Raw genomic sequence first — 26,234 nt, forward strand, 5'->3', positions numbered from 1 at the left:
GGCAGCGAACAATGCAGCAACGCCAGGAACATTAACGGAAGCGGGCGCCAACGACGGACGCTTAACGTCCTGAGTTATTACGGTAACTGCTACGAACGGTACATTTGCAGCGGATATAGCGAAAAGTGACGTGACAGTAACGGGCTTGCCAAGTGGAATGGATTACACAGTAACTTACGTGGATGCAACCCACATTACAGTAACCTTAACAGGTCAAGCTACGGATCATGAAAATGCTGATGATACCAATGTGAGCGTTACGGTTGCGCAAGCTAAAGTAGCTGGAGCAACGGCAAATGTAAGCACAGGAAACGTAGCAATTGACTTCAATGATTAATAAAAAATAAGTGGGCAAGTGATTTTTTCGAAAGATTACCATTTCGATTGTTTCAAACTGTCGAGAAACCCTAAGAGAAACCTCAGGAATCTTTGGGGTTTCTTTTTCTGTTTTTAATTGTCCCCAAAACGTTTTCAAACAGTAAAAACGGATCTGTTCGAGCTGACACAATTAATTTAACTATCAAACCTGCACTTGAACATCATCTTGTTATCAACTATTGATGCAATAGGGATGTTTTAATTGATTGGATTGTAAGGAGAAACCTTATAGAAGAAATAGAACAAAGAAGTTGAGGGGATAACCGAGTTCCCCCTTGACTTCCCCCCACGAAACCCCACAAAATAAAACCAATACCCTTCACCCAATAAACCTTTCACCCACCACCAAAACCATGTTTACCCCCCAAAAAAACAGGGAACCAAATCCCCAACCAACGAAAGCAGAGTAACAGAGAAAAAACAGAGAAAAAACAGAGAAAAAACCAAACCAAGGGAGCCACTTCAACAAATGCAAACGCACATGAAAAAATCAAAATCTTCACTCTCCATCAAAATCATCACCACAACCGCCATCCTATTCCTAATCGCATTTCTCATCAACGGCATCCTTTCCTACTGGCTCAACGGAGCAGCCATCGAGGATACCATTGGCAGCTACGGCGCACAGCTTGCCAGTAACGTAGCAAAAGGCGTAGACGCAGACGCCTACCAGCAGTTCCTGCAATCGCGCACCCAGGACGACAACTACTGGAAGGTGCGTGACCAATTCAGCACCTACCGGGAAAAAATCGGCGCCAAATACATATACACGGTCGGGCTGACCAACGATCGCCAAGTCGAGATCCTGATCGACGGAGCGGCGAAAAACGATGACACTGCGTCACCGATCGGGGAGATTTCCGATGCTACGCCCGATTCCTTGGTGGCACCGGTATTCAATGGCGAGCTTACCCACAGCGCCATCGTCCACAGCGAAAAATACGGCGACTTGATCAGCTCCTATGCGCCGATTGCGGACAAGTCGGGCAAAGTCATCGGCGCCCTCGGGATCGATATGGAGGCGAGCTTTGCCAACACGCTGATCGATAAAAGCATCCAAAGCTTCCTGCAAAAAAACATGCTCTTGATGGTCATCGTCTTCCTACTGATCCTGACGATCTTGTTCCTGCTGATCCGCAAAAGCTTAAAGCCACTTGCCGTCATGAAAGAATATGTGACCCAAATTGCGGATGGTGATTTGACGCTCGATGATTTGCAAATCAAGTCGCGCGATGAGATCGGGGCGCTTGCAGCGGCGGTCGACCAGATGAAAAACAATTTGAAGCTACTGATCGGGATGGCGCGGGGGCTGTCGTTTGGCATTCAGGGTACAACCGACGAGCTGACGGAGTCCATCGCGAATAGTAAAGCAGCGTCACACCATATCGCAGCGTCCATCAAAGAGGTGGCGAGCGGCGTGGTTGTCCAACAGCATGGGGTGGAGGACAGCGCCAAAGCGACGGAGGATCTGTCGATCGGGATCCAGCGCATTGCAGAGTCCGCTTATACGGCGCTTGAATCTGCGATCGAATCGGGCCAAGCATCGGCAAGCGGGGGCGAGGCGATGGAGAAGGTTACCAGCCAGATGTCGACGATTGAGTCGGCGTTTGGGGCGTCTTTCCAATTGGTGCAGCAGCTCGGTTCGCGCTCGACGGAGATCGGGGTGATCGTGGAGACGATTACAGCCATCGCGAACCAGACGAATCTGCTAGCGCTTAATGCCGCGATTGAAGCGGCGCGTGCGGGTGAGCAAGGGCGCGGGTTTGCTGTCGTAGCGGACGAGGTACGCAAGCTGGCAGAGCAGTCGCGTGACGCGGCTGTCCAGATTTCCGGGCTAATCGAGTCGATTCAACTCGACACGCACCAGGCCATTGTGGAAATGGAAAAAGGCAGCAAGGATGTGCAGGAAGGGCTGCAGGTCACAGGTGACGCGAAAGCGGTCTTCTTCACGATCGCGGCGGTGGGCAAACGGGTTGAAGAGCAAATGCAGGAGGTTTCGTCGACTTCCGAGCAAATCTCGGCAAGCTGCGAAGAGATTACTGCAATGGTGCAGCGTATCGCGGATGTCGCCAGAAATTCGTCTGACAGCACGCTTGCGATTACGTCCGCGGCAGAACAGCAGCTGACAATCGTCAAGCAGGTGACGGACGGCATGGATTCGCTACGCAGCATGACAAATGAGCTGGAAGCAACCATCCAGCATTTTAAAGCATAATCCTGATCGTCCATGATATCTCCCGTATTCCGGGAGATTTTCTTTTCTTTTGAGGGACACACCGATTCAAGCGCCCTTTTCCATGCTCCCGCATATTCTATCTCAAAAAGCAAGGGAGACGTCAGCCATGATCCACCCACATACAGAATTGCGCTATATAAATGAAGTGATCGGGTATGGGGTATTCGCGACACAGTTTATTCCAAAAGGAACTATTGTTTGGGCGCTGGATGATCTCGACCAGATTTTAGAGGAAAAGGCCGTCAATGAACTGGAACCTCTGCGCCAGGTCAACGTAAAAAAATATTCGTATCGCAACCAGCATGGAAAATACGTGCTCTGCTGGGATAACGGCAAATTTGTCAACCACAGCTTCCGCCCGACGTGTGCGGCAACCGCGTATGAGATTGAGCTCGCATCGCGCGACATATATCCAGGGGAAGAGCTGACCGACGATTATGGCACGTTGAATCTGGATGAGCCGTTTCACTGCTTGCCGGAAACCGGAGAGAACCGGACGGTAGTGCTGCCTGACGATCTGCTGCGCTACCACCAGCAATGGGACCAGTTGGCGGCTGATGCGTTCCAGTGCTTTTTGCAAGTGAAGCAGCCTCTGTTCCATTTGATCAAGCCCGAATATGTGGAGCAGGTGCTTGCTGTTGCACACGGGAAAATGGTCCCTGAAACGATCTTGTCCACTTATCATGTACGTGCCTGACAGAACGCAAGCTTCGGGTGCGCTGTTCCTTTCTCCGGAAATGGTCCGCACCTCGTCCATGCGCGAACGATGCAACCTCCTTGCAAAACAGCGCCGCGATTGAATATTGACCTGGCAAAAGAGGGAAGCCTACGGGTAGCAAGCTGGTGAAGGAGGCGATGGCATGGAAAAAAGCACATATTCGGTCAGCATTCATTCGAGTGCGAGTACGTGGGAATTGCGGGAAGGCACTGGCGATGCTACGAGCGATTTCGTCATCGAGGCCACCCCGGTAGAGATCGGAGTCCTCAAAGATTTGTTCCAGCAGGCGGCGCTTGCAGATGTGCGCTCGTATGGGCACGCGCACATTTTGGTGAGCGACGTATCCGATGAGGATCATATGGAGTATGATCAGGCTTTGACCCATATTTATGAGATGCTGCATAAGCTTGGGACAAAAAAGACCCAGCGCGATATCGAATCGCTCGGTGTGCTGACAGCGCTAAAAGGGTATGCTGGCAATAATATCCACAATCCCGACCTGCTCAGAGGGACGGTTTATACACTGCCTGAGGTTGAATAGGCGCACAAGCAAGGCTCCGCATCAGTGAAAGAAGCGGAGCCTTTTACGTGCATCCCTAGCTACGCGTCAATTGATGCGCAGCCGGGGGTTTCTACGTTCATCGTGAATGCTAACACGCATGTTTCAAAGGGCTCCTACGAATTTCGCCCCGTCTGTCCTCGATAAGGATGGCTATGGCAATCGGTGTAAGAGGTTTGGCCGACGATTTCGTGCGTATGGCCGCCATTCGCGAGTGGAATGGGCGGGCCGGTCCATCCGCGAAAAGGATGCTCGTGTCCATCCTCATAGGAGGAAATCCCCGAGTAGTAATGGACATGCTGATCGCCTTCGTCGCCCTCCGTCGATGTGGTTGTGCCTCGCACAAGATGCCTGTGCCCTGCGGAAATCGAGGTCGGTAGCGCGAATGGGTGAGCGTGGAGCAATGTCTTTTTTTCAATGGCAGTGGCAACAGGATGGTCATAATCCTGTAACACAAAAACCCCCTCCTTCTGCTGTACTCACAGTACATGCGGGAAAGGGCATTTTGGCTCTAGGCGAATATCACGGTTTTTAGGCGATTGCCTCATTGCGGTTGGAGATGATGGAAAGCAATTTCGCTAAACGAATATTTTTCTGTAACTTTTTACATGTGGGCCCGTAAGACATAATAGTAAGGCAAGAGCCACTGAATTCGGGAGGGAATGCATGATGTTAGTTACAACGACAAATACGGTTGAAGGAAAAGAAATCAAAGAATATTTAGGAATTGTTAGTGGAGAGGTTATTCTTGGGGCCAACGTTGTTCGCGACTTCTTGGCAGGCATCACGGACATCATCGGTGGACGCAGCGGCGCGTATGAAAGCAAGCTGCAGGAAGGCAGAGAGCTCGCGCTGCGGGAAATGACGGAACGCGCACGCCAGCTTGGCGCAAACGGCATCGTCGGAGTGGACCTCGATTTCGAAACGCTGCGTGAAGGCATGATGATGGTCATCGCTTCGGGTACAGCCGTGCGCATCGGCTAAAAAGCTAGGTAAACCAGCAACCTGAAAACGGGAAAGCACATAAAAAACACGATCCGCTGATGAGCAGATCGTGTTTTTTTATGAAAAACGCCGCGACGTTTTTCATTAGATTGGATGTGACCGTTTTTGTGTTTAGTTATGTGCTGTGGATGCAGACAAAATCGACATCACGATTTCATCAGCCTCCATGCGATGATGCAGATCCGGGCAGGTGGTATCGGATTGGGAAATCGTCCAGCCCGCGACTTTTGTTCCGCAAATGGTAGCTTCTTTCAAATCAGCACCGCGTACCAAAGCCGCTACGGCACCGGAGAAGAACGCGTCGCCGGCACCGCTTGTATCGACGACTTGCACTGGGAATACGTGTTGATGACCCGTCTCATTCGTTTCTGCATGGTAATAGACGGAGCCTTGCTCCCCAAGCGTTACAATCATCGAACGCAGACCGGCACGTTTGACGTAGTCCGCGAGCAGACGTTTTTGCTCCTCTGGCGCTTGCTCGGAAAACGGTTGTTGCATCAGCATGTCGGCCTCATAGTTGTTGCAGATGAAGCAGGACAGCCCTTGCAAAAGCTCAGGATGCTGCATGATCGTGTCCAGGTTGCCCGGAATGCCATAAACCGGTTTACCGGCGGCATGAGCGAGGGTCAAAATCCGTTTGGCGATCGTCTCATTCAGATCCAATTCGAGTGCGATGTGGGAAGACTGGGCGACGATAGCCTCGCCGTGCTGAGCGACGATCTGTTCGAAGACATCGAGCTCCGGCATTTGTGAGATCGAACCCGCCAGTTCGCCACGTTCGTCTAAGATCGCCATCCACATACCCATACCACGAGCAGGGGCAGCTTGCATGAAGCCGGTATGGATGTTCAGGTCGTTTAGACGATCAATGACCTCCGTCCCCATGCCCGTCGCGTCGACGGAAGAGACAAAGGAAGTGGAAATGGAGAGGCGTGCCATATTTTCGGCGATATTGCGACCGACTCCACCGTGCACAAACTGGATGGAGCCCAAGTTTCTTGTTGTGGCGTGATAGGTTTGGAAAGGAAAGCCTTTACAATCGACAAAAACCGTACCGATCACCGTTACCAGGTGGCTCATGTTCAATGGTCAACTCCTACATAGAAAATCATCCTTTCTAGTATAGGAACAGTCTAGGCGTTTGTCCATGACCGGAATGGAAATAAAAATCGGGCTGCCAACAACATCCATGTTGACAGCCCGATTTTCCACTCATTTACCACGGTGCTTTTGCTTGGCTTTTTGACGGGCGATCTCTCGCTTATAGGCGAGCTGTTCCTCCTTTCGCTCACGGGAAGCGGTCTTTCGCTCTTTTTTTGCGATGCAAGAGCTCAAGCTTGATCGCTTCCTGTGCGAATGTGGAGATGCCGCGCTGCTGCAGTTCACGGTTCGCTTCACGGGCCATTCGCTTCGGATTAAGTCTGCGTTCTGCCATCGGCTTGGTGTCGACAAGCTGCGTCGCTTGCTCCATCAATGGCAGCATCGCATGATTGACGAAGAAAAGCACCTCCGCGTCTTTCGGCTCTGCACCGAATATGTGTCGCCGTGCTTTGAGCTTGTCGCTCTCATGCTCTTCGACGACACCCACCCATAAGGAACAATCTGCGTCAAAAAAAACAGTTAACTTCATGGTAAACCCCCTCTTGTTTTGCAACAAGAACGACGGACATCCCGAGGGGGGAAGGTTACTGACACCGCAGCCGCAGCAGGCTGGCGATGCATCCGGACTACCAACCGAATCGTGTTTTTTCGCTCTTTCTTGAAGCATTATTATAGAAGGTTTCGAAACGGGTGAAAAGAGATGGCGATGCGATCGCGTTTGTTTTGGGGCACAAGAACCGTAACTATTTTGCAACCATTTGCAGGATGCATCTTGTTACAATAGGGATGAACAGCAAGATGAACGTGAAGGGAAGGGAAATCATGAGGAAAAACCGAGCGGCCTTGGCGATGAGCATGTTGTGTTGCCTGCTCGCCGGCTGTGGGATGAATGCATCGCCGGCAGATTTGGTACGCTCGCCGAAAATGGATGCAGGGCAGCAAGAGGTGAGTCAGGCACTCTCCATCTTTTTGCCGCCAGGGGCGAAAATGGTTGTTCCGCGTCGGCCTGACAACCAGTCAGCTGTTACCGAGATCGACTTCGACGGAGACGGGCAAGATGAGGTTGTCGTCAATTATAAGGAAGAACGCAATGACTATGAAATCAATACGCTCGTACTCGGTAAAACGGCGAAAGGCTGGGAAAAGCGGGCAGAGTTGAAAGGGCTGGCGCAGGATCTGGATTATTTCAGCGCTGTCGATGTCACCGGGGACAAGCGACCCGAGGTAGTCATCGGCTACAGTGGCGGTGATAATCTTGATCGTGAGCTGGACGTATATGCGTATCGCAACGGCGGCATGCAACAAATGTGGAAGCAGCCGTACAAGGCGATGGACGTCGGTGACTTGACCGGTGGCGGGACAGCGGAAATCGCGATCATGGAGCATGATCACGACAAAATGACGGCTTCGGCAGCCTTGTACGACTTTTTAACAGGTAAACCCCACAAATTGGATGAGCTACCAACCGAGGGCGCCATCAATGGCTATAATCAGGCACTGATCGGTCTTGCGGCTCCGGGGCGGAACGCTTTGTTCGTCGATGCGGGAATCGGCGCTCATTCCGAGTATACGGCGCTGATCATGTGGCAAAATGGCAAGCTACAAAACGTCTTGAAAAAGGATGACAACGATACTGCGCTCACCTTCAAAACCTATCCGTTGGCCTCAGCGGATGCAAATGGCGACGGGATCGTCGAAATCGGGCTGCAGACCGAGCCTGCGGGTTCTGAGCAGTTGGCCATCGTCGAAATTCCTTTTATCGAAAGCTGGTACCAATGGGATGGGAGAAACGGTCTCAAGCTGGTAGGTGAAAGCTACTCTGATTACGGGGCAGGCTTTACGTTCACAATCCCGGATAATTGGCGCGGAAAGTTCACGCTACAGCGCGAGCAAGGGATCGACAATGGCTCTGTAGTGTTTTTGTACTTACCTGAATTCCCGCAGAAAAAAGTCCAGCTCATGCGTCTGCTGGAATGCAAACGCAGCGATTGGGTAAAAGTGGAGCAGGATCTCAAGAAGCAGGGCGCCGTCTACGGCATCCTCAGCCAAAATAAAACGAAGCTGGTCCTCGCGGTCCAGCCAGCCGATGAGCCTGCGCCGCGCAGCGCGCATCGAGAAGAGTATCAGCAGATGCGTTTGACGCTTCCCCAAATCAAGCAATATTTCCGCACGTTTTAATGGAGGCTAAGGAGGATAAAGCGCCCGATGACAGTGAAAGTGTTATTGCTCGAAGATGAACAATCAATCCGCGATTTCGTTCGGATCAATATGAAGCGCCAAGGCTATGAGGTAGTCGAGGCGGCGAGCGGAGAAGAAGCGCTCAGCGTGGCGCATCAGCATCCCGACCTCGATATCGCGATCCTCGACGTGATGCTCCCCGTTATCAGCGGGTTTGAGGTATGCCAAAAGCTGCGCGACCAATACCCGAGGCTTGGGATCATCATGCTGACGGCGAAAGGCCAGGAAGCAGACAAAATCGCGGGTCTTGAGTACGGTGCAGACGATTATGTCGTCAAGCCGTTCAGTCCGGCTGAATTGGTAGCACGGGTCAAATCACTCTATCGCCGGATGCATGCCGATGCGCCGAAGGTAGAGCCCAAAGACGATGCGGTGCTGCGTTCGCATCCATTCACGCTGCGGTTGGACGAACGCAAGCTGTACAAAAACAGCGTCGAGGTCGATCTGACCCCAAAAGAGTTGGAGATCCTCAAGCTCTTGATGGAAAATGGCGACAAGGCGGTGAGCCGCGATGACATTTTGAGCAGCGTCTGGGGAAAATTTTATGTCGGTGATTTAAAGATCGTCGATGTGAACATTCGCCGAATTCGGCAAAAAATCGAGGAAGACGCGTCACATCCGGTTTATTTGGAAACGGTTTGGGGCTATGGCTATCTGTGGAGAAAGGGACATCATGATGAAGGGACTTAAACGACGGGTAGCGGCAGGCTTTTGCCTGATCATATTGCTGGTGGTTGCCGTAATGGAAGGGCTGTTTCTGTTCACCGTCCGCCAGTATTATTTGGGTAGCGCTATTGAGGCGCTGCGAACACGTGCCACGACTTCAGCTGATTTTTACAATAAATATTTGCCGGGATACACGCTGCACGATCGTTCCAAATATGTGCTTGAGAACATTTCCAAAAACGAGTTTGCCAAAGTGGAGATTGTTGACCCGCAAAAACGCGTGGTGCTGGACTCGTACGGATTCGCAGCAGACGGGTTGATCGAAACATCCGATGTCGATCACGCGCTGCGCGGCGAAACGGGCGTCTGGGTTGGTGACAACAAGGGGACGGGGGAGCGGATCATCGCGGTATCGAACGCCTTGGAGAACGATCAGGGTAATATCGTTGGGGTACTGCGCTACACCGTTTCCGCGGAAGGCTTGTACAGCGTCATCAACCGGATCACCTGGATCGCGATCGGCGTCGGGCTACTGGTGATTGCAGGCTCGATCGTGCTCAGCCTGTTGCTGGCCCAGCGCATCATCAACCCGATCTCCGAGTTGACGCAAGTCGTCAAGCAGATTGCCAAAGGCAATTTTTCTTCCCGTGCGAAAAAACGCTATGACGATGAAGTCGGCCTGCTCGCCGACTCGTTCAACTTCATGGCGGAGGAGCTGGGGAAAAACGAAAAGCTCAAAAACGATTTCATTTCCTCCATCTCCCATGAGCTCCGCACGCCGCTCACCTCCATTAAAGGCTGGGGGGAGACGATTTTGTCGGGAAATCTCGAAGACAAGGAAGAGACGGTGCTTGGTCTTGAGGTCATTTCACGCGAAACGGATCGGTTGATCGGGCTGGTGGAAGAGCTGCTTGATTTCTCCAAATACCAGTCAGGCGAGATGAAAATGAACCGCTGCCAGATCGACCTGCGGCATTTGGTCGTTGATCTCGAACAGCAATTCGGCCATCATTCCAATCCGAAGGAAATCAGCTTTGTGGTTGCCTGCGAGCCTTCCCCCTGTATGATTGTCGGCGACGCGAATCGTCTGAAACAGCTGTTCGTCAATCTGCTCGATAATGCGTACAAGTTCACGCCACCGAACGGGAAAATCGAGCTTATTGGCACATGCACAGGCAAGGAGGCGATCGTCACGGTTCACGACAACGGGGAAGGCATTGAACCGGAGGACCTCAACCGTGTAATGGACAAATTTTACAAAGGGAAAAGCAAAAAATCCGGGAGCGGCCTCGGCCTTTCCATTTGTAAAGAAATTGTAAGGCTGCATGAAGGAACGATCACTATCGAGAGTGTTCCACTAGAAGGGACAACCGTAACAGTGGCGCTGCCTTTGGCTGCCCAGAGCCATCCTGTCCAAACCTGAAAGTCGTGCCAGCAGACGTAAAAACTAGCAAAAAGTTTCACTTTTCATTGCGAGATTGATAGGGTAAAGTATGGTAAGATCAAGGGTTCATAGGGGAAAGAGGGAACAGATGTGAAACGATCGTTACAATTCATGCTGGCGACCGGTTTAGCCGTGGTGGTGGCAGCGACTGGCATGGAAATCCCCCAAGCATTCGGGGCTACGACGACCTCAACAGCCGCGCAGGCAAAAGGAGCGGCTTGCAGCATAAAGGTAGTGAGGAGCAAAACGGCGGAAGGACCGGTGGTCGCAAGCGGATCAACGCAGCTATTGCCCAATGAGAACGGGCGAATTTATTTCTACGCATCCCAGAGGGGCGACTGGGCGATGATGGATCAGTCAGGCAAACAAGTCGACCAGGGTGTGCGTCAATCTTTCGTATCGAATCCGCTACCAAACGGGAAATATACGCTGACCTTTACGCCAAAAGACACAAAGTGTGGCACATGGAGCACGACGATCAATGTGGAGTCCGTCACTATTTATCAGGGAGCGGCAGGAAGCGGGCAAAAAATCGCCCCTAAGCAAATCGTCAATGTTACCGAACTGCCGGCCAATTTGCAGTTCACCGCTTCTTATCCCGGGCAATGGACCGTGGGCGGCATCAATGAGACCGTATACGAAACGAAAACGTTCCAGTTTACTGTTCCTGCACAATTCGCGGGCCTGAGCATTCCTGTTACATACGTTCCCAATGGCGGGGACGACGACAGTTCGACCCAATTTTTCATCCAGGCAGGCGGAAAACAAAATTCGTCCTCAAGTGGAACCCCCTCCGATTTTGACATGGATGTGGTGAGCCAGATCAACGCGAATTCCACCCCAACAGAAGAGAAAGAGGGACTGGCACAAAACGCATCCGTGACCATTTACCAAAATTCGCTGTATAAATTATGGGTGACACCGAATGCCGAGGCGTTCATCAAAGACCGGGTAGAATACCAAGAAGCCGATCCCGGCTTCTGGACCGTCAACAACGTACTAGCGACAAATGATCATCTGAACTGGAACGATACGGCCCTCAATCTGGCAAGCTACGGGGCAGGAACGTATAAAGTCATGTATCTGAGCAAAACGGATGCCACCAGACAATGGACGGGAACCATCCAAATCGTCAAAGACGCAAAGCCTGCAAGCTCACGCGGCAGTTGCGATCCGGTTGAATCAGGTTCGGCTCCAGCAGCACAGAAGCTGTCGCTTCAAACGGATAAAGGGGCGATTTTACCGAATGGAGGTACAGTGACCGTCTCCACACAGGCAGAATTGGCCGACTACCGGGCGTTAAAGTTAACCGGTACGCATGCGGTTAAAACCGGTATGCAAAAAATCAACAAAGATAACGTGAAAACCAATATCCATTATGTGCATGTGCCAAAGCTTGAATGGGTATCAGAACCGCTTACGTTCGGTGAGCAGCATGAATATTCCGGCGGAAGGATTTCGTCTGCGAATCGGGTGGAAGTGCGCTACAACAATACGGTTCTGGCATCGCTCGTTCCATCTACAGGTGATGACGACGAGGAAGTCGATGGGGAAACGGCGCTGAATGTGGCAGCCCTTATCGCCAAAAACGGGAACAAAGCCGGAAATTACACAATCAATATTGAAAATACATTGTCCAATCTCACGTGCGGATATGAAGAGAATGCGGATTCCTATGACAAGGTGCTTGGCACCAATACGATGAAGCAAACATATACGATGACGATCACGCTGAAGTAGCAGCGGTAAAAACCAGAGGGTCATGGCGATCCCTCTGGTTTTTTTTCTTAGCAACTTTTTCTAGTAAAATGCGTACTACATAGTGTCAAATGCGACTTAAGTACTAAATGAGGTGAACTGTTTTTTGGAGAGCAAGCAAGAATTGGAGCAGATGCTGCTTGAAATCGCAAAATGGGAAAACGCTCAGAAGGACCTCTGGTTTTGGGAAAAGCTTGGGCGGCTGCCGTTTGTCTGGCTGGATAGGCTGACACCTGCGTTCGTCCAGGAAAAGCTTGGTGCAGCCATCGATGAGCTCGCCAGCTTTTTGGAGACAGGCGGCAAGTTTTTGACGGACGAACGTGCGGTCCGCAAGCGTTTCGCTGAACTGCCAGGACTGACAGAGGTGGAGCGGCAATCAATTGCCGATGGGCGGCTTGTAAATCTGTCCATCGCGCGCATGGATTCGGTTGCGGGAGACATCGGGGATTCGCGAGCGCGGTTTGCTACCATTCAAGGAGCGACGACCGGTTTTGGTGGATTGTTCACGCTGGCAGCAGATATCCCTCTATTGATCGGGACTTCCTTAAAAACATTGCAGGAGATCGCGCTCTCCTACGGATATGATCCGCACGCGAAGGAGGAGCGCTTGTTTATCGTGAAATGCCTTCAATTCAGCTCATCAGACTATGTTGGCAAGAAGGCCATTCTCAGTTCGCTGGAAGCTTTTACAGAACCTGAGGGAAAGGTGCGGGACAATTTGATTGCCGAGCTGCAAGGATGGCGCGAGATGGTGATCGTTTACACCGAGAACTTCGGTTGGAAAAAGCTGTTCCAGCTCGTTCCGATCGCCGGCATGGTTTTTGGCGGGTATTTAAACCGCAAGACGGTCGAGGACACGGCGGAGGCTGGCAGGATGCTCTACAAAAAGCGAAGAGCGCTGGAGCGACTAAGAGAAAATGGATAGAGAGAAAGATGGGAGATATATGAAAACGTTGCAAGGAAAAATGCTTGTATTCTTTAGTTTGCTGCTCTTGATCGGCGGCAGCCTGATCGGCTTTTTGATATACCGCTCTTCTACGAATCTGGTGATCGATTCAGTGGGAATGCAAGCGCGGCTCATTTCGGAAAACATGGCAAAACGGATACCCGTCGACGATTTCGTTAAAATCGTAGAGGCGGTTCGCGTGGCGCCGGATGATGAAGCCAATCAAGCAAAGGTTGCCGCCATGCCGGAATATACTGCCATTCGCAAAAGCTTGAATGAATACAAGGAAGCAAACGGCTTGAAATATTTGTACACCATGGTCGAGCGCGAACCGTCGACCTACATGTATGTCGTGGATGGTCAACCCTTGGGCCAGACCAACGGTGTGTCATCGCCGGGTGAAGTGGAAGCCAATACATACAAAAGCATGCAGCAAATATTCCAAACGGGGCAGACTCAGGTCGGGGATTTGAACATCGATGATACGTACGGGGCGACGATCACAGCCTATGTGCCGCTCGAGGACAAGTCGGGGCATATGATCGGAATCGTCGGGGCGGATTTTGACGCGACCGCAATCTATCAGCTCATGGCGAAAAACAAGCGCGATCTGATCTTCATCACGGCCGGCATACTCGCATTCACCCTGCTGCTCAGCTGGCTGTTCGCGCATTATTTGGTCAAGCCGCTTCGCCGTTTGACGGGTGCTGTCCAAGAGATCCGAAAAGGGAATCTCGCCGTGCAGATCGAGCCTGGCAGCAAAGACGAGATCGGCATCCTCGCGCAGGCGTTCGGTGCGATGGTTTCCGATTTGAACCAGATGGTGCGGGGAATTAATGAAAGCTCGTATACGGTGTCCCAGTCGTCCCATCATCTAGAATTGACCGTGGAGGCGGCGAATCGACGCACCGAGCAGATGGCGCGCCAGGTGGAAGCGCTGCGCGATGGTGCAGAAGAGCAGTCACATCTCGTGCAGCAGACGGGCCAAACGATCGTGGCGATGTCGCGGGAGATCGATGACATTTCCGCGCGTTCCCACAACGTGCAGGAGCGCTCGCAGGCCGCCACACAGCTAGCGGATCAAGGGAACATGCAGATCACGCAAACGGTCGAGAAGATGAACGCAGTGCAGCATGCGCAGCAAGAAGCGGAGCAGGTGATCGGCGCATTGGATGACAAATCGCAGGAAATCAGCGAAATCGTCCATGTGATTACCGGCATTGCGGCGCAAACCAACCTGCTTGCGCTCAATGCTGCGATCGAAGCGGCGCGAGCGGGCGAGGCTGGCAAGGGATTCGCCGTTGTGGCGGATGAGGTGCGCAAGCTGGCGGACCAATCCGGCGTTGCGGCGAGCCATATTGAATCGCTGATCGCTGATGTGCAGTCCTGCATCGGGCAGGCGGTCGAGACGATTCGCACGGCTACTGTGCAAATGGGGCACGGCGTAGAATCGATCCAGCGATCAGGTAGCACGTTCTTGTCGATTATGCAGGCGGTGCATGTGGTCAATGAGCAGATCGATAGCGTGGCAGCAGCGGCAAAGCAGCTGTCTACGGGAAGCGAGCGCTTGGTGGATGCCACCAAAGGGGTAGAAAGCTTCGCTGTTCAGACAAGCCAGGCTGCCGATCATTTCGGCGAAGACATGGCGGAGCAGCTCGCGGTCATTCAAGAAGTGAGCGCCTCGACGGAAGAGCTGTCGGCGATGGCTTCTCAGCTTCACGTCTTGATTCGCAACTTCAAGACTGACGAATAGGTTGTCTCTTCGAAACGAATCTGGTAGAGTAAAAGACAATTACATAGTACCGTCTAAATAGAGGTGCGCAAAGAATGAGTACATTTGTCCGCAGTGGCGCGAGGGAGCGCCGGGCATGTGGAAAGGTCAATGCGCCGAAGCTTGCTGCCGTTCCCCTTCGGCACCGGCTGGGGCAATCGCGTGAAGAACGCGTGTCTTGTCATGAAAGGCAACTTTCATGGAGCGCTATTTAACCTTGGGCTAATGGAAAGTGCAATGGGTAAAGAGCGATCTAACTCATTGCATTTCTTTGTATTGCAGCAAATCATAAACCTTGGAGGAGAGAAACAAATGACTATGATGGACGCAAATGAGATCATCGCTTTTATTCAAAAGAGTGAGAAAAAGACACCTGTAAAGGTCCACGTAAAAGGCGACCTCGCGGGCATTGATTTTGGCGCATCCACGAAAACCTTCATCACCGGCAACGTTGGCGTACTGTTTGGCGAGTGGAAAGAAATCGGGCCAGCATTGGAAGCGAATGCAGCAAAAATCGAAGACTATGTGGTGGAAAGCGATCGCCGCAACTCCGCTATCCCGCTTTTGGACACCAAAGGCATCCAAGCGCGCATTGAGCCAGGTGCGATCATCCGCGACCAAGTGACCATCGGCAACAACGCTGTCATCATGATGGGCGCATCCATCAACATCGGCGCTGTAATCGGCGAAGGCACCATGATCGACATGAACGCTGTCGTCGGCGGCCGCGGCACGATCGGGAAAAACTGCCACGTCGGCGCTGGTGCTGTCATCGCAGGCGTTATCGAACCGCCTTCCGCACAGCCTGTTATCGTCGAGGATGACGTTTTGATCGGAGCAAATGCTGTTATTCTGGAAGGTATCCGCATCGGTAAAGGCTCTGTCGTCGCGGCAGGTGCGATCGTGATCGAGGATGTACCGCCAAACGTAGTTGTGGCAGGAACGCCAGCACGAATCATCAAGCAAATCGATGAGAAAACCAAATCCAAAACAGAGATCAAACAAGAGCTCCGCCAACTGTAAAACAAGAGCGAAGCGAGCTGAGAGGAGAACCTGACATGGATTGGCGTCAATTGGATGACACCTACGTGATGTCCACTTACAAGCGGTTGCCGATTGTAGCTGCCAAGGGCGAAGGCAATTACCTTTATGATACGGAGGGCAAGGAATTCCTGGATTTGTTTACCGGGCTTGCCGTCAATGTGCTTGGTCATTCTCATCCTGCAATCATGCAAGCATTACGTGAGCAGGGCGAAAAATTTCTGCACGTCTCCAATTATTTTTACAATCCTCCGGCTATCGAATTGGCGAAGGGCTTGGTGGAGCATTCGATCCCGGGCAAAGTGTTTTTCGGCAATTCCGGTGCGGAAGCGACGGAAGCGGCCATCAAGCTGATCCACAAGTACGCAGCAGGGCAAGGCCATGAAAGAAGCGGCATTGTGGTCGTAAAAAACAGCTTCCACGGCAGAACGCTGGGGGCGCTCCGTTTGACGCGCCAAGCCCATGTGTACCAAGACTTCCCTCAGCCGGCTTTTCCGGTCTATGAAGTAGAACCAGGGGATATGGCGCAGCTTGCTCAAGTGCTCAAGGAAAACAAGCCTGTCGCGGTTTTGCTGGAGCCTATCCTTGGATCCGGTGGCATTGTGACTTTGACTGTCGACTATCTCAAGGCGGTAGAGACGCTTTGCCGCAAAGAAGGTGTGCTGTTCTGCATTGATGAAATCCAGACGGGGATGGGACGGACCGGTCGTCTGTTTGCCTATCAGCATGCGGATGTCATTCCGGACTTGATTCTGTTTGCTAAAGGCGTCGGCGGTGGCCTGCCATTGGGAGGAGTAATCGCAGGCGAAAAGCTGCAGAGCTTGTTTGCCCCAGGTGATCATGGAACGACCTTTGCACCTTCGCCGCTTTCCGCAGCACTCGGAAATGCTGTGCTGAAAACGGTCTTGGATGAAACGTTCATGCAGAATGCCCGCGACAACGCATCGTCTCTGTGGAGCGGGTTGGAGCGCATTGGCGCCGAGTTCCCCGGACTGATCAGCGAGGTACGGGGCAAAGGCATGATGCTCGGGATCGTGCTCGAGGCAGCGCCGGAGCAAGTCAGTCAGCTGCAGCGCGCGATGATGGACAAAGGAATCTTGGTCGACGTTACGCAAAAGACGATTGTCCGCTTGCTGCCAGCACTGATTCTCGAACCGGCACATGTAGATCGCTTCCTTGCCGCGTTCCGTGAAGAATTGAGCAAGCTGCACAAAGGGGTGACCGCATAGCCATGGCATTTCCTTACACGCAGATTCGCCGTGATTTGCATCGCATACCGGAACCTGGTTTTCAAGAATTCAAAACGCAAAGCTATCTGCTGGACTATTTGTCCACGCTGCCGTCGGAGCGATTCGAGCTGAAAACATGGCGAACCGGCATTTTGGTCAAAGTAAAGGGACTTGCACCGAAGCGGTTGATCGCCTGGCGTGCTGATATGGACGGATTGCCGATCCGGGAAGAAACCTCGTATGACTTCCAATCGGAGCATGAGGGCTTCATGCATGCCTGCGGGCACGATATGCACATGACGATGGGTCTTGGCATCTTGACCCACTTCGTGGAAAATCCGATTGCCGATGATCTGTTGTTCGTGTTCCAGCCGGCTGAAGAAGGACCGGGCGGAGCACTGCCAATGCTTTCGAGCGAGGAGTTCAACGAGTGGCGTCCAGATTACATTTTTGCCTGCCACATCGCACCTGAATATCCTGTAGGAACGATTGCACTAAAGGAAGGGATCTTGTTCGCGAACACGTCCGAGTTGTTCATGGACTTGAAAGGATTGGGCGGTCATGCCGCTTACCCGCATAGGGCCAATGATATGGTAGTCGCTGCTAGCCATCTCGTCACACAGCTGCAATCGGTCGTCGCGCGCAATATCGATCCGCTCGATTCCGTGGTGATCACCGTCGGCAAAATCGAGGGTGGCACCAAGCAGAACATCATCGCTGAAAATGCGCGGCTGGAAGGCACGATCCGCACGATGTCGATGGAATCGATGGCAAAGGTGAAGGGCCGTATCGAAGCGCTGGCCAAAGGGATTGAAGCCGGATTCGAATGCAAGACTGCCATTGATTACGGCTCCAATTACTGCCAGGTCTATAATGATCCGGCGCTGACCCGCGATTTCATGGAATGGGCACGTGAGGAGAGCGACGTGCAGGTGATCGAGTGCAAAGAGGCGATGACAGGAGAAGATTTCGGCTACTTTCTGTCAGAAATCCCCGGCTTCCTGTTCTGGCTCGGCGCAGACACACCCTATGGGCTTCACCATTCCCGCATCGAGCCAAGCGAGCGGACGATGCAAGTCGGCATCAATCTTGTGACACAGTACCTTACCTGGCTTTCTCAGCAGGCGAACCAAAGCGCCTAGTCGATAGGCGCTTTTTTTCTTGCTGTGCGTTTTTTGGCAGCGATTGTTGGACGATAGTCCCAGTAACCGTGCTGAATCTGCTTATGCTGTGTATAACTATGCTTTTTTACCATTCGGGCCTTGTGGATACTGTGGATTTTGTTGAAAAAAAGGTCGGAAACACCACAACTTTTTCCTACCCCATGCGTATAACCTTATGAGATGAAAAACGTGAGAAAAGTAACCATACTGTGATGGTAGGCAAATGGAGGATTGAAGGCATGAGAAAAGCAGCGATTGTGGCATGCGCAACCATAGCAATGGCTATTGCGGGTACGGCCAGTACAGCGATCGGTGACGGAAATGTAAAAGTAGTGGTGGACGGAAATTTGGTTGGTAGCGAATTTGCCGCGTCAGATACGGATTCTTTGCAGCAACTTGTCGGTACTATGGGCGGACTATCAGCATATGATAAAAAAGCAGGAAAGTTGGCAGTGGAAAAGCCAAAAGTGAACGTATTGCTTTTGGAAGGAGTCCAACAATACAAAAATAAAAGCATCGTCTTCACCAACCCAATCCAAGGGTACGGAGATAAAGATGTGCCACGGAGCTTCAATGCCTTCGTAGAAATCGACAACGCTCCGGTGAGCAACGAGCTGAAAGTGCGCCTGGTGCTGATTGGCCCAGACGGTAAAACGGTGGATAGAGGGAAAGAGTGGACCTACTCTACGAAAAACGGCACAAGCTTTTACTTCTCTGAGCCGTTCATCTCCACGAAACTGGAGCAATACGGAACGTACACGCTGCAGGTTTGCATGAAAACGGAGAAGTACGACAACTATGTGGTAGTAGGCGAAAACAGTTTTACAGTTGGCCGCTAAGAAATTGGCTTGTCTTTGATTTCAAAAAAATTGCGATTGTGGTATAATTGAATTTGCACAGCTCTTCCTCTTGCGCAAGTTATATGAGAAAGGAAAGATGGGAGCGAATGGATAATTACCCCCCCATGCAGTCATCTACTGATGGAGATGGCCCGAGTATAAGTATCGCCTGGAAAGATGAACAGTCCATTCTGGCAAAATGGCGTATGACCGAGGAGTTCCAAAAGGAGATTGAGCGTGAGTTCGTAATCCCGTTTGCAGAGCTTCCGTTTGTTCTCCGCCTGTACGATGTCACAGATCGAGCGCATATACGGAATGATGGGTCGGATATTTATTCCGATTTCGACATCAACCATCGTTCGAGTGAATGGATTCTTTATGGGGTCATGCCGGGACTTTCTTATTGTGTTGATTTGGGGATACGCATGATTGATGGACGGTTCTATTCCTTTAGTCGATCCGAGATGATTACCAGTTAAACTCTCCTTTTTGAGGAGAGTTTTTTGTGTACCAAAAAAGCGATAAAAAAACAGCCGTCAGCAACAGCTTACGACCGTTTTGCACAAAAGTGACTGTTTTAAGGTTTACGTGGCTGAAAATATTGAATGCGTCCGTTGAATAAGTGCAATTCCGCTTTGAATTCACGTGCTAGATAGCGGCAATACTCATTTGCCTTGCTCATATCCCCGTTCGTTGCAGATTCCGGTATAGCGACTTGAATGTAGTGCTTTTCTTTCCCATCCGCTTCTTTCGACCCGACGCCAACAACCATGTATTTGTACTCCTTCGGGTCTTTCCCTTTGAGCAAAAACCATTGGTCTGCCCCTTCCGGACGGTCTTCCACGACATAAGGAAAAGCTGCTTCCGCATATCCCCAGCCCAATTGCTCGCCGGTCTTTTGGGTCATGTCCGTATACCGCTTGAACTTGGCTTTGACATCCGGGATGGTAGCGGTTTGTGCGGTAGAACCGTCAACAAAATAAATAAAGGCTGATTTCATCTTCATGTAAGCGCTCACCTCTACGCATGCAAAATCGGACTCGCATGAATCTTTCCTCCGCCTAGTTTAGCATTCCTCCCTTTCTTTGACAACAGATTGAGATGTTGGAAAGAAGATTATTGGCAAGAGGACGTGCCTGGTTCGATATGATAAGGATAAGATCGCAAAAATGAAAAAGGGGGGGATGCATGTGGAGCAGTATGAGAGCTTGTATGATCTGTCTGAATCGGCGCAGGTGCGCTTCATCGGGGTCGTGTCTGAGCATACCCGGTACGATTTTGGCATCGTTTACACGTCCCGTTTTTTTGGAAAGCCGCTGGTGGTCTGTATGCAGACCGGGCAATCCGCTTTGCTCGGTTCAGACGATGCACATACCCCCGGTACCCTTCAACGCGTATTTCGCCTAACGAATGAGAATCAAGCGGTGGAGTTGTCCAAAATGCTTTTGGAGCTTCTTCCAGCGTTACCGATGGTGGAAAACCAATATTGATGCTGTAGCAAGCAGTGAGTAGCAATCTCGAGCAGTGGGCACATCCCGCTGCTCATTTTTTGTCGACCAGTCTCCATGCGTGCGATGAAAAAAGAAGTTGACTGTGGCAATGCAGACTCGGCAAGATAATAGCATCATGATTTGGAGAAAGAGGAGATTACTGTGGAATGTTTTCGCCATTGTTGGAGGGCTGATGAGCCGATCGGAACCGTCGTGCTGGTGCATGGGACGGGAGAGCATCATGGTCGCTATGAGCATGTGGCCCGCTATTTGAACAAACGGGGTATTACGGTTGAGAGCGGAGATTTGCCTGGCTGGGGACGCTCCGCAGGCTTAAAGGGGCATGTCGGCCAGTTTGACGATTACGTTGCGGTCGTGGCTGAGTGGGTCGAGGAGGCGAAGCGGAACGCGAAAGGCCCGGTGTTTTTGCTCGGTCACAGCCTCGGTGGTTTGATTGTGACACGCTATATCGAGCAATATGCGTCACAACATGGTTTAGACGGTTTAATTCTCTCTTCGCCATGCTTGCAGCTTAAACTTGAGGTTTCGCAATGGAAGCGGGGCTTGGCGGAGATGCTGAACCGTGTGTGGCCGACGCTGCGGCTCGCCAATGACATTGCACCGTACCATGTGTCGCGCGATCCAGTGGTGCAGGCCGCGTACATCAGCGATCCGTTTAATTATCCAAAGGTGAGCGTTCGGTGGTTTACTGAGCTGTTGAAAGCGATGGAGCAAGCGTGGCAGGACCAGAAACGAATCGATTTGCCGGTGCTGACGGTGCAGGCGGGGGATGATTACATCATCGATGCGGATGGTGTGAAGCGGTTCGTGGATGGGATACCGGTTGCGGACAAGGAGTATGAGCGGTTTGCAGGCTTGTATCATGAAGTCATGAATGAGCCAGAACGCGATGTTGTGCTGGACAGAATCGGTACCTGGCTGGACAAAAAGTTACACAAATAATTATTTTTCGCTAAATGTGCTATACTCTGTTGACGGAATTAGTGTGTCATATTATAGTGGTGATAGTAGATGAATTCCGTGGAGGGGTAGCAGATGGGAACGATTGTATGCCAAAGCTGTGGGACGATTATCGACCATTTTGAGTCCAATTCAGTGAAAACGCTCTACGGAGTGTGCGACTGCAAATGTGAAAAGCAACAATCAAAAATTACAACAACTAACGAATAAACGGTGCGCAGCGGATGCGCATCTTTTTTTTGTTTACAACTCCTCATCCTTCCATAATAATGGAAGAGAGTTTACATGCTGTTTTGTAAATGACTTTGGTAAGAGAGGAGAAAGAAAAGAATGAAAGTAAGACGAATGCAAGGAGCGTTGGCTGCTCTGGTTCTCGCTACTTCCTTATGGAGTGCGACCACGCCAGCGCATGCGGAATCGATCGGGTCTGAAGAATCGATCACTTCCAGCGCACTGTCTGTTTCGAAAAAAGGAATGGACCTTTCTGAAAAGTATGCGGTTTGGGTGAGCACCAATGAGGATAGCGAACAATCGATTGTGCTATACAGCATCGACAATGAAAAAGGAGAGCGGATCACCACATCCAGTTCATCCAAAAGCAGTCCGGTGACCGCCGGCAATTATGTTGCGTGGATTGACTATGGCCGCAAAGATGGCGATATCTATCTGTATGACATTACCTCGCAAAAGACAACGAAGGTGACGGACAGCACGTTTAAGGCGACAGATCAGGAGATTCAGATTTCTGAAAACTATCTGGTTTGGACAAATGCAAAAGATAAAAACATTTATGCTTACGACCTTTCTAAGAAATCGACGATTCAACTGACAACGAAGGGCAAGGCGAGTCACCCGAGCGTCAGCAACAGTTACGCAGTGTGGCAGGATAACAACTCAAGCGATGCTGACATTTTTTATTACGATTTCAAAAAGGGAAAAGCGGTGCTGGCAACTGACAATTCGGAAAACCAGACCTATCCCGACATTTCAGATGATGTAATCGTGTATGAGGATGATCGCAACAGCTTAACAGAGATTTATTCCTACGATATTTCAACTGGAGAAGAAACACGGGTTACAAAGAGCAAAGCATCTACGGACAGCAACAAGGAAGGTCCGCAAATTTCTGGAAACAAAGTCATTTATCTCGATGATGAAGAACTCCGCATCCAGTCCCTGTCTAGCAGCAGCTATGACGAGGTAGGGAGTTCCGTATCAAGCCGCTTGCAAGCGAGAATCAACAGCAAATACGTTCTCTATGCGGTTGAAGGAAGCAACTCTGTATCCCTTTACCTGTACAACATAAAACAAGATGAATCGTCAACGTTAGGTAGCCAGGCGGGCGACCCGGCTTCACCGGCTGCATCCGACCGTTATGTCATCTATTTAAACCAAGGCAAAAAACAAGATCAAGTCGTTTTGTATGATGTCAAATCAAATGTTTCCACCGTTCTGACATCAAGCAATGAGTCGCCGCGTAAGCCTCTGGTGAGCAATAAATATGCGGTCTGGTACGATTTGAAGAAAGACGTGCTTGTCAGCTATGATTTGAAAACAGGCAAGAAAACATCGATCACGACAGACGATGACGTGCCACATGAAGATTTTTATGCGTTGCAAGGTCAAAATCTTGTGTGGGCAGATGAAACACGCAAAGGCTATTCGTTGATGCTGACAGATTTGAAAACGAATAAGTCAAAAGATATCGAAGACGTGTCCACTGAACTGAAAGGTCTGGACCTGTACGATAGTCGCGTTATATGGGCGGATGGACAAGATAACAAGATCGAGGTCAGTGTTTATGATATCGATGATGAAGATACAACCACGCTCAAAAACCGCATTTCAGACATCGACGGTGTAAGTGTCGGAGAAAATTATGCAGTTTGGTCCGAAAATGTAGGCAAGGATTGGGAGTTGTACTATTACGACTTCAAGCGTGAGACGGTAAATCAATTGTATCGCAACAAGGAACCGAATGATCAGCGTAAACCGAAAATGTCTGGCAATGTCTTTGTGTATGAAGATAACCAATATTCACGAGATGATGATCAGTATTACTATTATCTGTACGACTTAGACAGTAAGTCACTGATGAAATATTATCCTGGTGAAGATGGCATACCAAGTGAAATGGCGATTGGCGGAAACCGCGTAGTTTGGGTTGATAATCGCGATTCCGTCTCCAATGTTTACATGATGGCATTCGACCAACCGTCTGACGATCCGGACAATGGAGGCGGCGACGGGGAGTACAAGGATTACAACTTTAAAAAGGTTTTGGAAGATGGAACATTGGACCAAATCATTAAAGACAACGGAAACTCCTATGACGGCATTTACTTTGTGTTTATGGACGGTTCCACGGAGGAAGCATCTGTAAGCATGGATGATGCATCCGAAGACTTCGATGTATTTATTGAATTGATTGAAGGCTACGGTTTTGAAAATATTTACGTTCGCGTTTACCAATAAGCGCATGGCAAAAGCAGGCTGCGGTGATCCCGCATGCCTGCTTAATATTTCTATCTAGGAAAAATTGAGGGAGCTGACAAAGATGACGTTTTCGGAACTTTATAGCAAGGCAAACGCTGTTATCAATCCACGAATGCTATCCCAGCATGCGAGCGCTGGGGGAGTTGGAGCCGCGATTCTGACTGAAGGTGGCACAGTGTATACAGGTGTTTGTATCGATACTGCATGTTCGATGGGTTTTTGCGCAGAACATGCTGCGGCTGCAACAATGATAACCAATGGAGAAAATCGGGTGGTAAAAATGATTGCAGTTGGTAGTAAAGGGAATGTTATGCCTCCTTGTGGACGTTGTCGTGAGTTTATCAGTCAATTACATAGTGATAACTTAAATGCCGAAGTCATGGTGGATGATGGCGTAATTGTCACTCTGAAAGAACTGTTGCCACATGATTGGCGTAAGTAAGTCACGATTATAGCCGTTATGCATTCAGCGATTACATTAGCTCCTTTTGTAAGTCGTTTGGCAGCAAATGAGATTATCGAAAATGTGCAAATGAGCGAATTAAAAAGCTGGCGATTATCAAGGTTTTCCATGCAATATCTTGGTTCTTGAAGCCCAACGAAAAAGACTTTCCTCGCTTCTTGGAGGAAAGTCTTTTTTGTGCAGCGTGCTAATCCAAAATCGCGACTTGTCGTTTGACAACTTTCACGGTTTGGAGCGATTCGTCTTCAGGGCCTTGAACAGGCAGACCTACACGCAAGTTTTCCATAATGTAGTCGATGTTTTCTTGCGTCACAACCTCGCCTGGCATCAGGATCGGAATACCTGGCGGATACACCATGATAAATTCGGTAATGATTCGTCCAGCGGCTTCCTTCAGTGGCACGATCTCGGTCTCGGCGTAAAATGCATCGCGAGGCGAGAGCGAGAGGCTCGGAATGTTCGGTAAGGACACCTTAATCGGATCCGCTACCTCGGCATGTGCGAATTCGATCGCCAAATGACGGAGCGCATTGATCAGAACGGAGACGGTCTCTTCCGTATCCCCTGCGGTGATGAAGCAAAGGATGTTGTAGAGGTCGCTCATCTCCACTTCGATGTTATATTTGTCGCGCAGCCAGTTTTCCACTTCCCATCCAGTGATACCGAGCTCGCGGACATGGATCAAGAGCTTGGTTGTATCCATTGCGAAAGTGGCCGGTTTGCCCAAAATTTCAGAGCCGACACATTGGATGCGTGGAATTTCATTGATTTGTTCACGGGCGGAAGCGGCAAGCTGCATCGCTTGTTCTGCCATCGCATGGCCGTTCAAAGCCAGATGCTGGCGTGCCATATCCAGCGAAGCAAGTAAAATATAGGATGTCGAGGTTGTTGTCAGCATGGAGAGGATCGTTTTCACCCGGTTGACGTCCACCAATCCTTCACGTACGTTCAGGATCGAGCTCTGGGTAAGTGATCCGCCCAGCTTGTGCACACTGGTTGCCGCCATATCGGCACCGGCCTGCATAGCCGACAGCGGCATGTTTTCATGGAAGCCGATATGGACGCCGTGCGCTTCATCGACCAGTACCGGAATTTCATAATTGTGCGCCGTACGGACGATTTGCCGCAAATCGCCAGCAATTCCGAAATAGGTTGGGTTGATGACCAACAGGGCAGCCGCATCCGGATGTTTGTCCAACGCTTTTTGCACCGCTTTAACAGTGATGCCGTGGGCAATTCCGAGCTTTTCATCCATGACCGGATGAATGAACACAGGAATCGCACCGGCAAAAATGATTGCTGCCAAAATCGATTTATGAACATTACGGGGTACAATGATTTTGTCCCCGGGATTGCACGTAGCCATTATCATTGCCATAATCGCTCCGCTCGTTCCTTGGACGGAGAAAAACGTATGATCGGCGCCAAACGCTTCTGCTGCTAACTCTTGGGCCTCTTTGATCATCGCTTTTGGATGGTGCAAGTCATCCAGCGGGGCGATATTGATCAAATCGATTGAGAGCGCATTATCCCCTAGAAATTCGCGGAAGGTCGGGTTCATCCCCATCCCTTTTTTATGTCCCGGTATATGAAACTGCACCGGGTTACGTTTGACATGTTCAAGCAAACCGCTGAATAACGGAGTTTGTGCTTGTCTCAATTCTTATCGCCTCGCTTTACATTCATGGTCTATAAAAAACAAACAAGATGAG

At 50.6% G+C, this 26,234-nt stretch carries 27 protein-coding genes and 1 riboswitch; of the genes, 21 read left to right on the top strand and 6 right to left on the bottom strand.

Going from position 1 to position 26,234, the window contains the following annotated elements:
• The first annotated feature begins 76 nt into the window (after positions 1 to 76).
• The 4 genes from EDM56_RS31150 to EDM56_RS05640 all read left to right on the top strand — a co-directional run bounded on the left by EDM56_RS31150 (position 77) and on the right by EDM56_RS05640 (position 3,873).
• On the top strand, positions 77 to 337 hold the full coding sequence (locus EDM56_RS31150) for a hypothetical protein (protein WP_183192322.1): 261 nt from the start codon (positions 77 to 79) through the stop codon (positions 335 to 337).
• Positions 338 to 847: 510 nt separating this feature from the next.
• Positions 848 to 2,593 carry a methyl-accepting chemotaxis protein gene (locus tag EDM56_RS05630; protein ID WP_122916926.1) on the top strand — a complete coding sequence of 582 codons (1,746 nt, stop codon included), beginning with the start codon at positions 848 to 850 and terminating at the stop codon, positions 2,591 to 2,593.
• Between the two features lie 127 nt (positions 2,594 to 2,720).
• Positions 2,721 to 3,311, top strand: a complete 591-nt coding sequence (locus EDM56_RS05635) for an SET domain-containing protein (protein WP_122916927.1) — start codon at positions 2,721 to 2,723, stop codon at positions 3,309 to 3,311.
• Between the two features lie 163 nt (positions 3,312 to 3,474).
• The gene (locus EDM56_RS05640) at positions 3,475 to 3,873 is read left to right on the top strand and encodes a hypothetical protein (protein ID WP_122916928.1); all 399 of its coding nucleotides are present in this window, start codon (positions 3,475 to 3,477) and stop codon (positions 3,871 to 3,873) included.
• Between the two features lie 134 nt (positions 3,874 to 4,007).
• Here EDM56_RS05640 and EDM56_RS05645 read toward each other — a convergent pair whose 3' ends face one another.
• Entirely contained in the window at positions 4,008 to 4,346 is a 339-nt protein-coding gene (locus EDM56_RS05645) for a YmaF family protein (RefSeq protein ID WP_221175967.1), read from the bottom strand.
• Positions 4,347 to 4,560: 214 nt separating this feature from the next.
• Between EDM56_RS05645 and EDM56_RS05650 the strand changes: the two genes are divergently transcribed.
• Positions 4,561 to 4,875, top strand: coding sequence for a YbjQ family protein (locus tag EDM56_RS05650; protein WP_122917148.1), 315 nt, complete (start codon positions 4,561 to 4,563; stop codon positions 4,873 to 4,875).
• A gap of 132 nt (positions 4,876 to 5,007) precedes the next feature.
• Here EDM56_RS05650 and EDM56_RS05655 read toward each other — a convergent pair whose 3' ends face one another.
• The 3 genes from EDM56_RS05655 to EDM56_RS05660 all read right to left on the bottom strand — a co-directional run bounded on the left by EDM56_RS05655 (position 5,008) and on the right by EDM56_RS05660 (position 6,526).
• Positions 5,008 to 5,976 carry a carbohydrate kinase family protein gene (locus EDM56_RS05655; protein ID WP_122916929.1) on the bottom strand — a complete coding sequence of 323 codons (969 nt, stop codon included), beginning with the start codon at positions 5,974 to 5,976 and terminating at the stop codon, positions 5,008 to 5,010.
• A 132-nt stretch (positions 5,977 to 6,108) separates the two neighbouring features.
• A complete protein-coding gene (locus tag EDM56_RS32210) occupies positions 6,109 to 6,231 on the bottom strand; it encodes a DUF2992 family protein (protein ID WP_425456284.1) in 123 nt (40 codons plus the stop codon).
• Positions 6,185 to 6,526, bottom strand: a complete 342-nt coding sequence (locus EDM56_RS05660; protein WP_342772369.1) for a YjdF family protein — start codon at positions 6,524 to 6,526, stop codon at positions 6,185 to 6,187. Before EDM56_RS05660 ends, EDM56_RS32210 begins: the two co-directional genes overlap by 47 nt.
• 293 nt (positions 6,527 to 6,819) lie before the next feature.
• Here EDM56_RS05660 and EDM56_RS05665 point away from each other — a divergent pair, with 293 nt between their 5' ends.
• From EDM56_RS05665 to EDM56_RS05715, 11 genes are all read left to right on the top strand, one after another.
• Complete coding sequence (locus EDM56_RS05665; RefSeq protein ID WP_148040361.1) at positions 6,820 to 8,175, top strand: VCBS repeat-containing protein; 1,356 nt, start codon at positions 6,820 to 6,822, stop codon at positions 8,173 to 8,175.
• 33 nt (positions 8,176 to 8,208) lie between these two features.
• Positions 8,209 to 8,925 (top strand): response regulator transcription factor, encoded by a 717-nt coding sequence (locus EDM56_RS05670; protein ID WP_122917149.1) that lies wholly within the window; start codon positions 8,209 to 8,211, stop codon positions 8,923 to 8,925.
• Complete coding sequence (locus EDM56_RS05675) at positions 8,909 to 10,324, top strand: sensor histidine kinase (protein ID WP_342772370.1); 1,416 nt, start codon at positions 8,909 to 8,911, stop codon at positions 10,322 to 10,324. Before EDM56_RS05670 ends, EDM56_RS05675 begins: the two co-directional genes overlap by 17 nt.
• Positions 10,325 to 10,435: 111 nt before the next feature.
• Positions 10,436 to 12,085 (top strand): hypothetical protein, encoded by a 1,650-nt coding sequence (locus tag EDM56_RS05680; protein ID WP_122916931.1) that lies wholly within the window; start codon positions 10,436 to 10,438, stop codon positions 12,083 to 12,085.
• Between the two features lie 151 nt (positions 12,086 to 12,236).
• Positions 12,237 to 13,028, top strand: coding sequence for an EcsC family protein (locus EDM56_RS05685; RefSeq protein WP_122917151.1), 792 nt, complete (start codon positions 12,237 to 12,239; stop codon positions 13,026 to 13,028).
• Positions 13,029 to 13,047: 19 nt separating this feature from the next.
• Entirely contained in the window at positions 13,048 to 14,802 is a 1,755-nt protein-coding gene (locus EDM56_RS05690; protein ID WP_183192310.1) for a methyl-accepting chemotaxis protein, read from the top strand.
• Between the two features lie 50 nt (positions 14,803 to 14,852).
• Positions 14,853 to 15,038, top strand: a riboswitch (Lysine riboswitch).
• Positions 15,039 to 15,132: 94 nt separating this feature from the next.
• Complete coding sequence (gene dapD / locus EDM56_RS05695; RefSeq protein WP_122916933.1) at positions 15,133 to 15,843, top strand: 2,3,4,5-tetrahydropyridine-2,6-dicarboxylate N-acetyltransferase; 711 nt, start codon at positions 15,133 to 15,135, stop codon at positions 15,841 to 15,843.
• Between the two features lie 35 nt (positions 15,844 to 15,878).
• On the top strand, positions 15,879 to 17,090 hold the full coding sequence (locus EDM56_RS05700; RefSeq protein WP_122916934.1) for an aspartate aminotransferase family protein: 1,212 nt from the start codon (positions 15,879 to 15,881) through the stop codon (positions 17,088 to 17,090).
• Between the two features lie 2 nt (positions 17,091 to 17,092).
• Positions 17,093 to 18,232 (top strand): N-acetyldiaminopimelate deacetylase, encoded by a 1,140-nt coding sequence (locus EDM56_RS05705; protein WP_122916935.1) that lies wholly within the window; start codon positions 17,093 to 17,095, stop codon positions 18,230 to 18,232.
• Between the two features lie 260 nt (positions 18,233 to 18,492).
• Positions 18,493 to 19,092 (top strand): hypothetical protein, encoded by a 600-nt coding sequence (locus EDM56_RS05710; RefSeq protein ID WP_122916936.1) that lies wholly within the window; start codon positions 18,493 to 18,495, stop codon positions 19,090 to 19,092.
• Between the two features lie 125 nt (positions 19,093 to 19,217).
• Positions 19,218 to 19,571, top strand: a complete 354-nt coding sequence (locus EDM56_RS05715) for a DUF4912 domain-containing protein (RefSeq protein ID WP_246009278.1) — start codon at positions 19,218 to 19,220, stop codon at positions 19,569 to 19,571.
• Positions 19,572 to 19,669: 98 nt separating this feature from the next.
• Here the strand turns inward: EDM56_RS05715 and EDM56_RS05720 are convergent, their stop codons facing one another.
• Positions 19,670 to 20,098, bottom strand: coding sequence for a DUF1885 family protein (locus EDM56_RS05720; RefSeq protein WP_122916938.1), 429 nt, complete (start codon positions 20,096 to 20,098; stop codon positions 19,670 to 19,672).
• A gap of 178 nt (positions 20,099 to 20,276) precedes the next feature.
• Here EDM56_RS05720 and EDM56_RS05725 point away from each other — a divergent pair, with 178 nt between their 5' ends.
• The 5 genes from EDM56_RS05725 (at position 20,277) to EDM56_RS05745 (ending at position 24,501) form a co-directional block, all read left to right on the top strand.
• Positions 20,277 to 20,582, top strand: coding sequence for a DUF3055 domain-containing protein (locus EDM56_RS05725; RefSeq protein WP_183192323.1), 306 nt, complete (start codon positions 20,277 to 20,279; stop codon positions 20,580 to 20,582).
• Positions 20,583 to 20,744: 162 nt separating this feature from the next.
• A complete protein-coding gene (locus EDM56_RS05730) occupies positions 20,745 to 21,545 on the top strand; it encodes an alpha/beta hydrolase (protein WP_122916940.1) in 801 nt (266 codons plus the stop codon).
• Positions 21,546 to 21,638: 93 nt separating this feature from the next.
• Positions 21,639 to 21,773: a GapA-binding peptide SR1P gene (locus tag EDM56_RS05735; protein ID WP_122916941.1), complete on the top strand. Its 135-nt coding sequence runs from the start codon at positions 21,639 to 21,641 to the stop codon at positions 21,771 to 21,773.
• A gap of 120 nt (positions 21,774 to 21,893) precedes the next feature.
• On the top strand, positions 21,894 to 24,038 hold the full coding sequence (locus EDM56_RS05740) for a TolB family protein (RefSeq protein WP_122916942.1): 2,145 nt from the start codon (positions 21,894 to 21,896) through the stop codon (positions 24,036 to 24,038).
• Between the two features lie 82 nt (positions 24,039 to 24,120).
• Positions 24,121 to 24,501, top strand: a complete 381-nt coding sequence (locus tag EDM56_RS05745) for a cytidine deaminase family protein (RefSeq protein WP_122916943.1) — start codon at positions 24,121 to 24,123, stop codon at positions 24,499 to 24,501.
• A gap of 208 nt (positions 24,502 to 24,709) precedes the next feature.
• On the opposite strand, the gene EDM56_RS05755 is transcribed toward EDM56_RS05745, so the two are convergent.
• Positions 24,710 to 26,182: an aminotransferase class I/II-fold pyridoxal phosphate-dependent enzyme gene (locus EDM56_RS05755; RefSeq protein WP_122916944.1), complete on the bottom strand. Its 1,473-nt coding sequence runs from the start codon at positions 26,180 to 26,182 to the stop codon at positions 24,710 to 24,712.
• Positions 26,183 to 26,234: the final 52 nt, after the last annotated feature.

The organism is Brevibacillus fluminis, from assembly GCF_003710825.1.
GTDB classification, from domain to species: Bacteria; Bacillota; Bacilli; order Brevibacillales; family Brevibacillaceae; genus Brevibacillus_D; species Brevibacillus_D fluminis.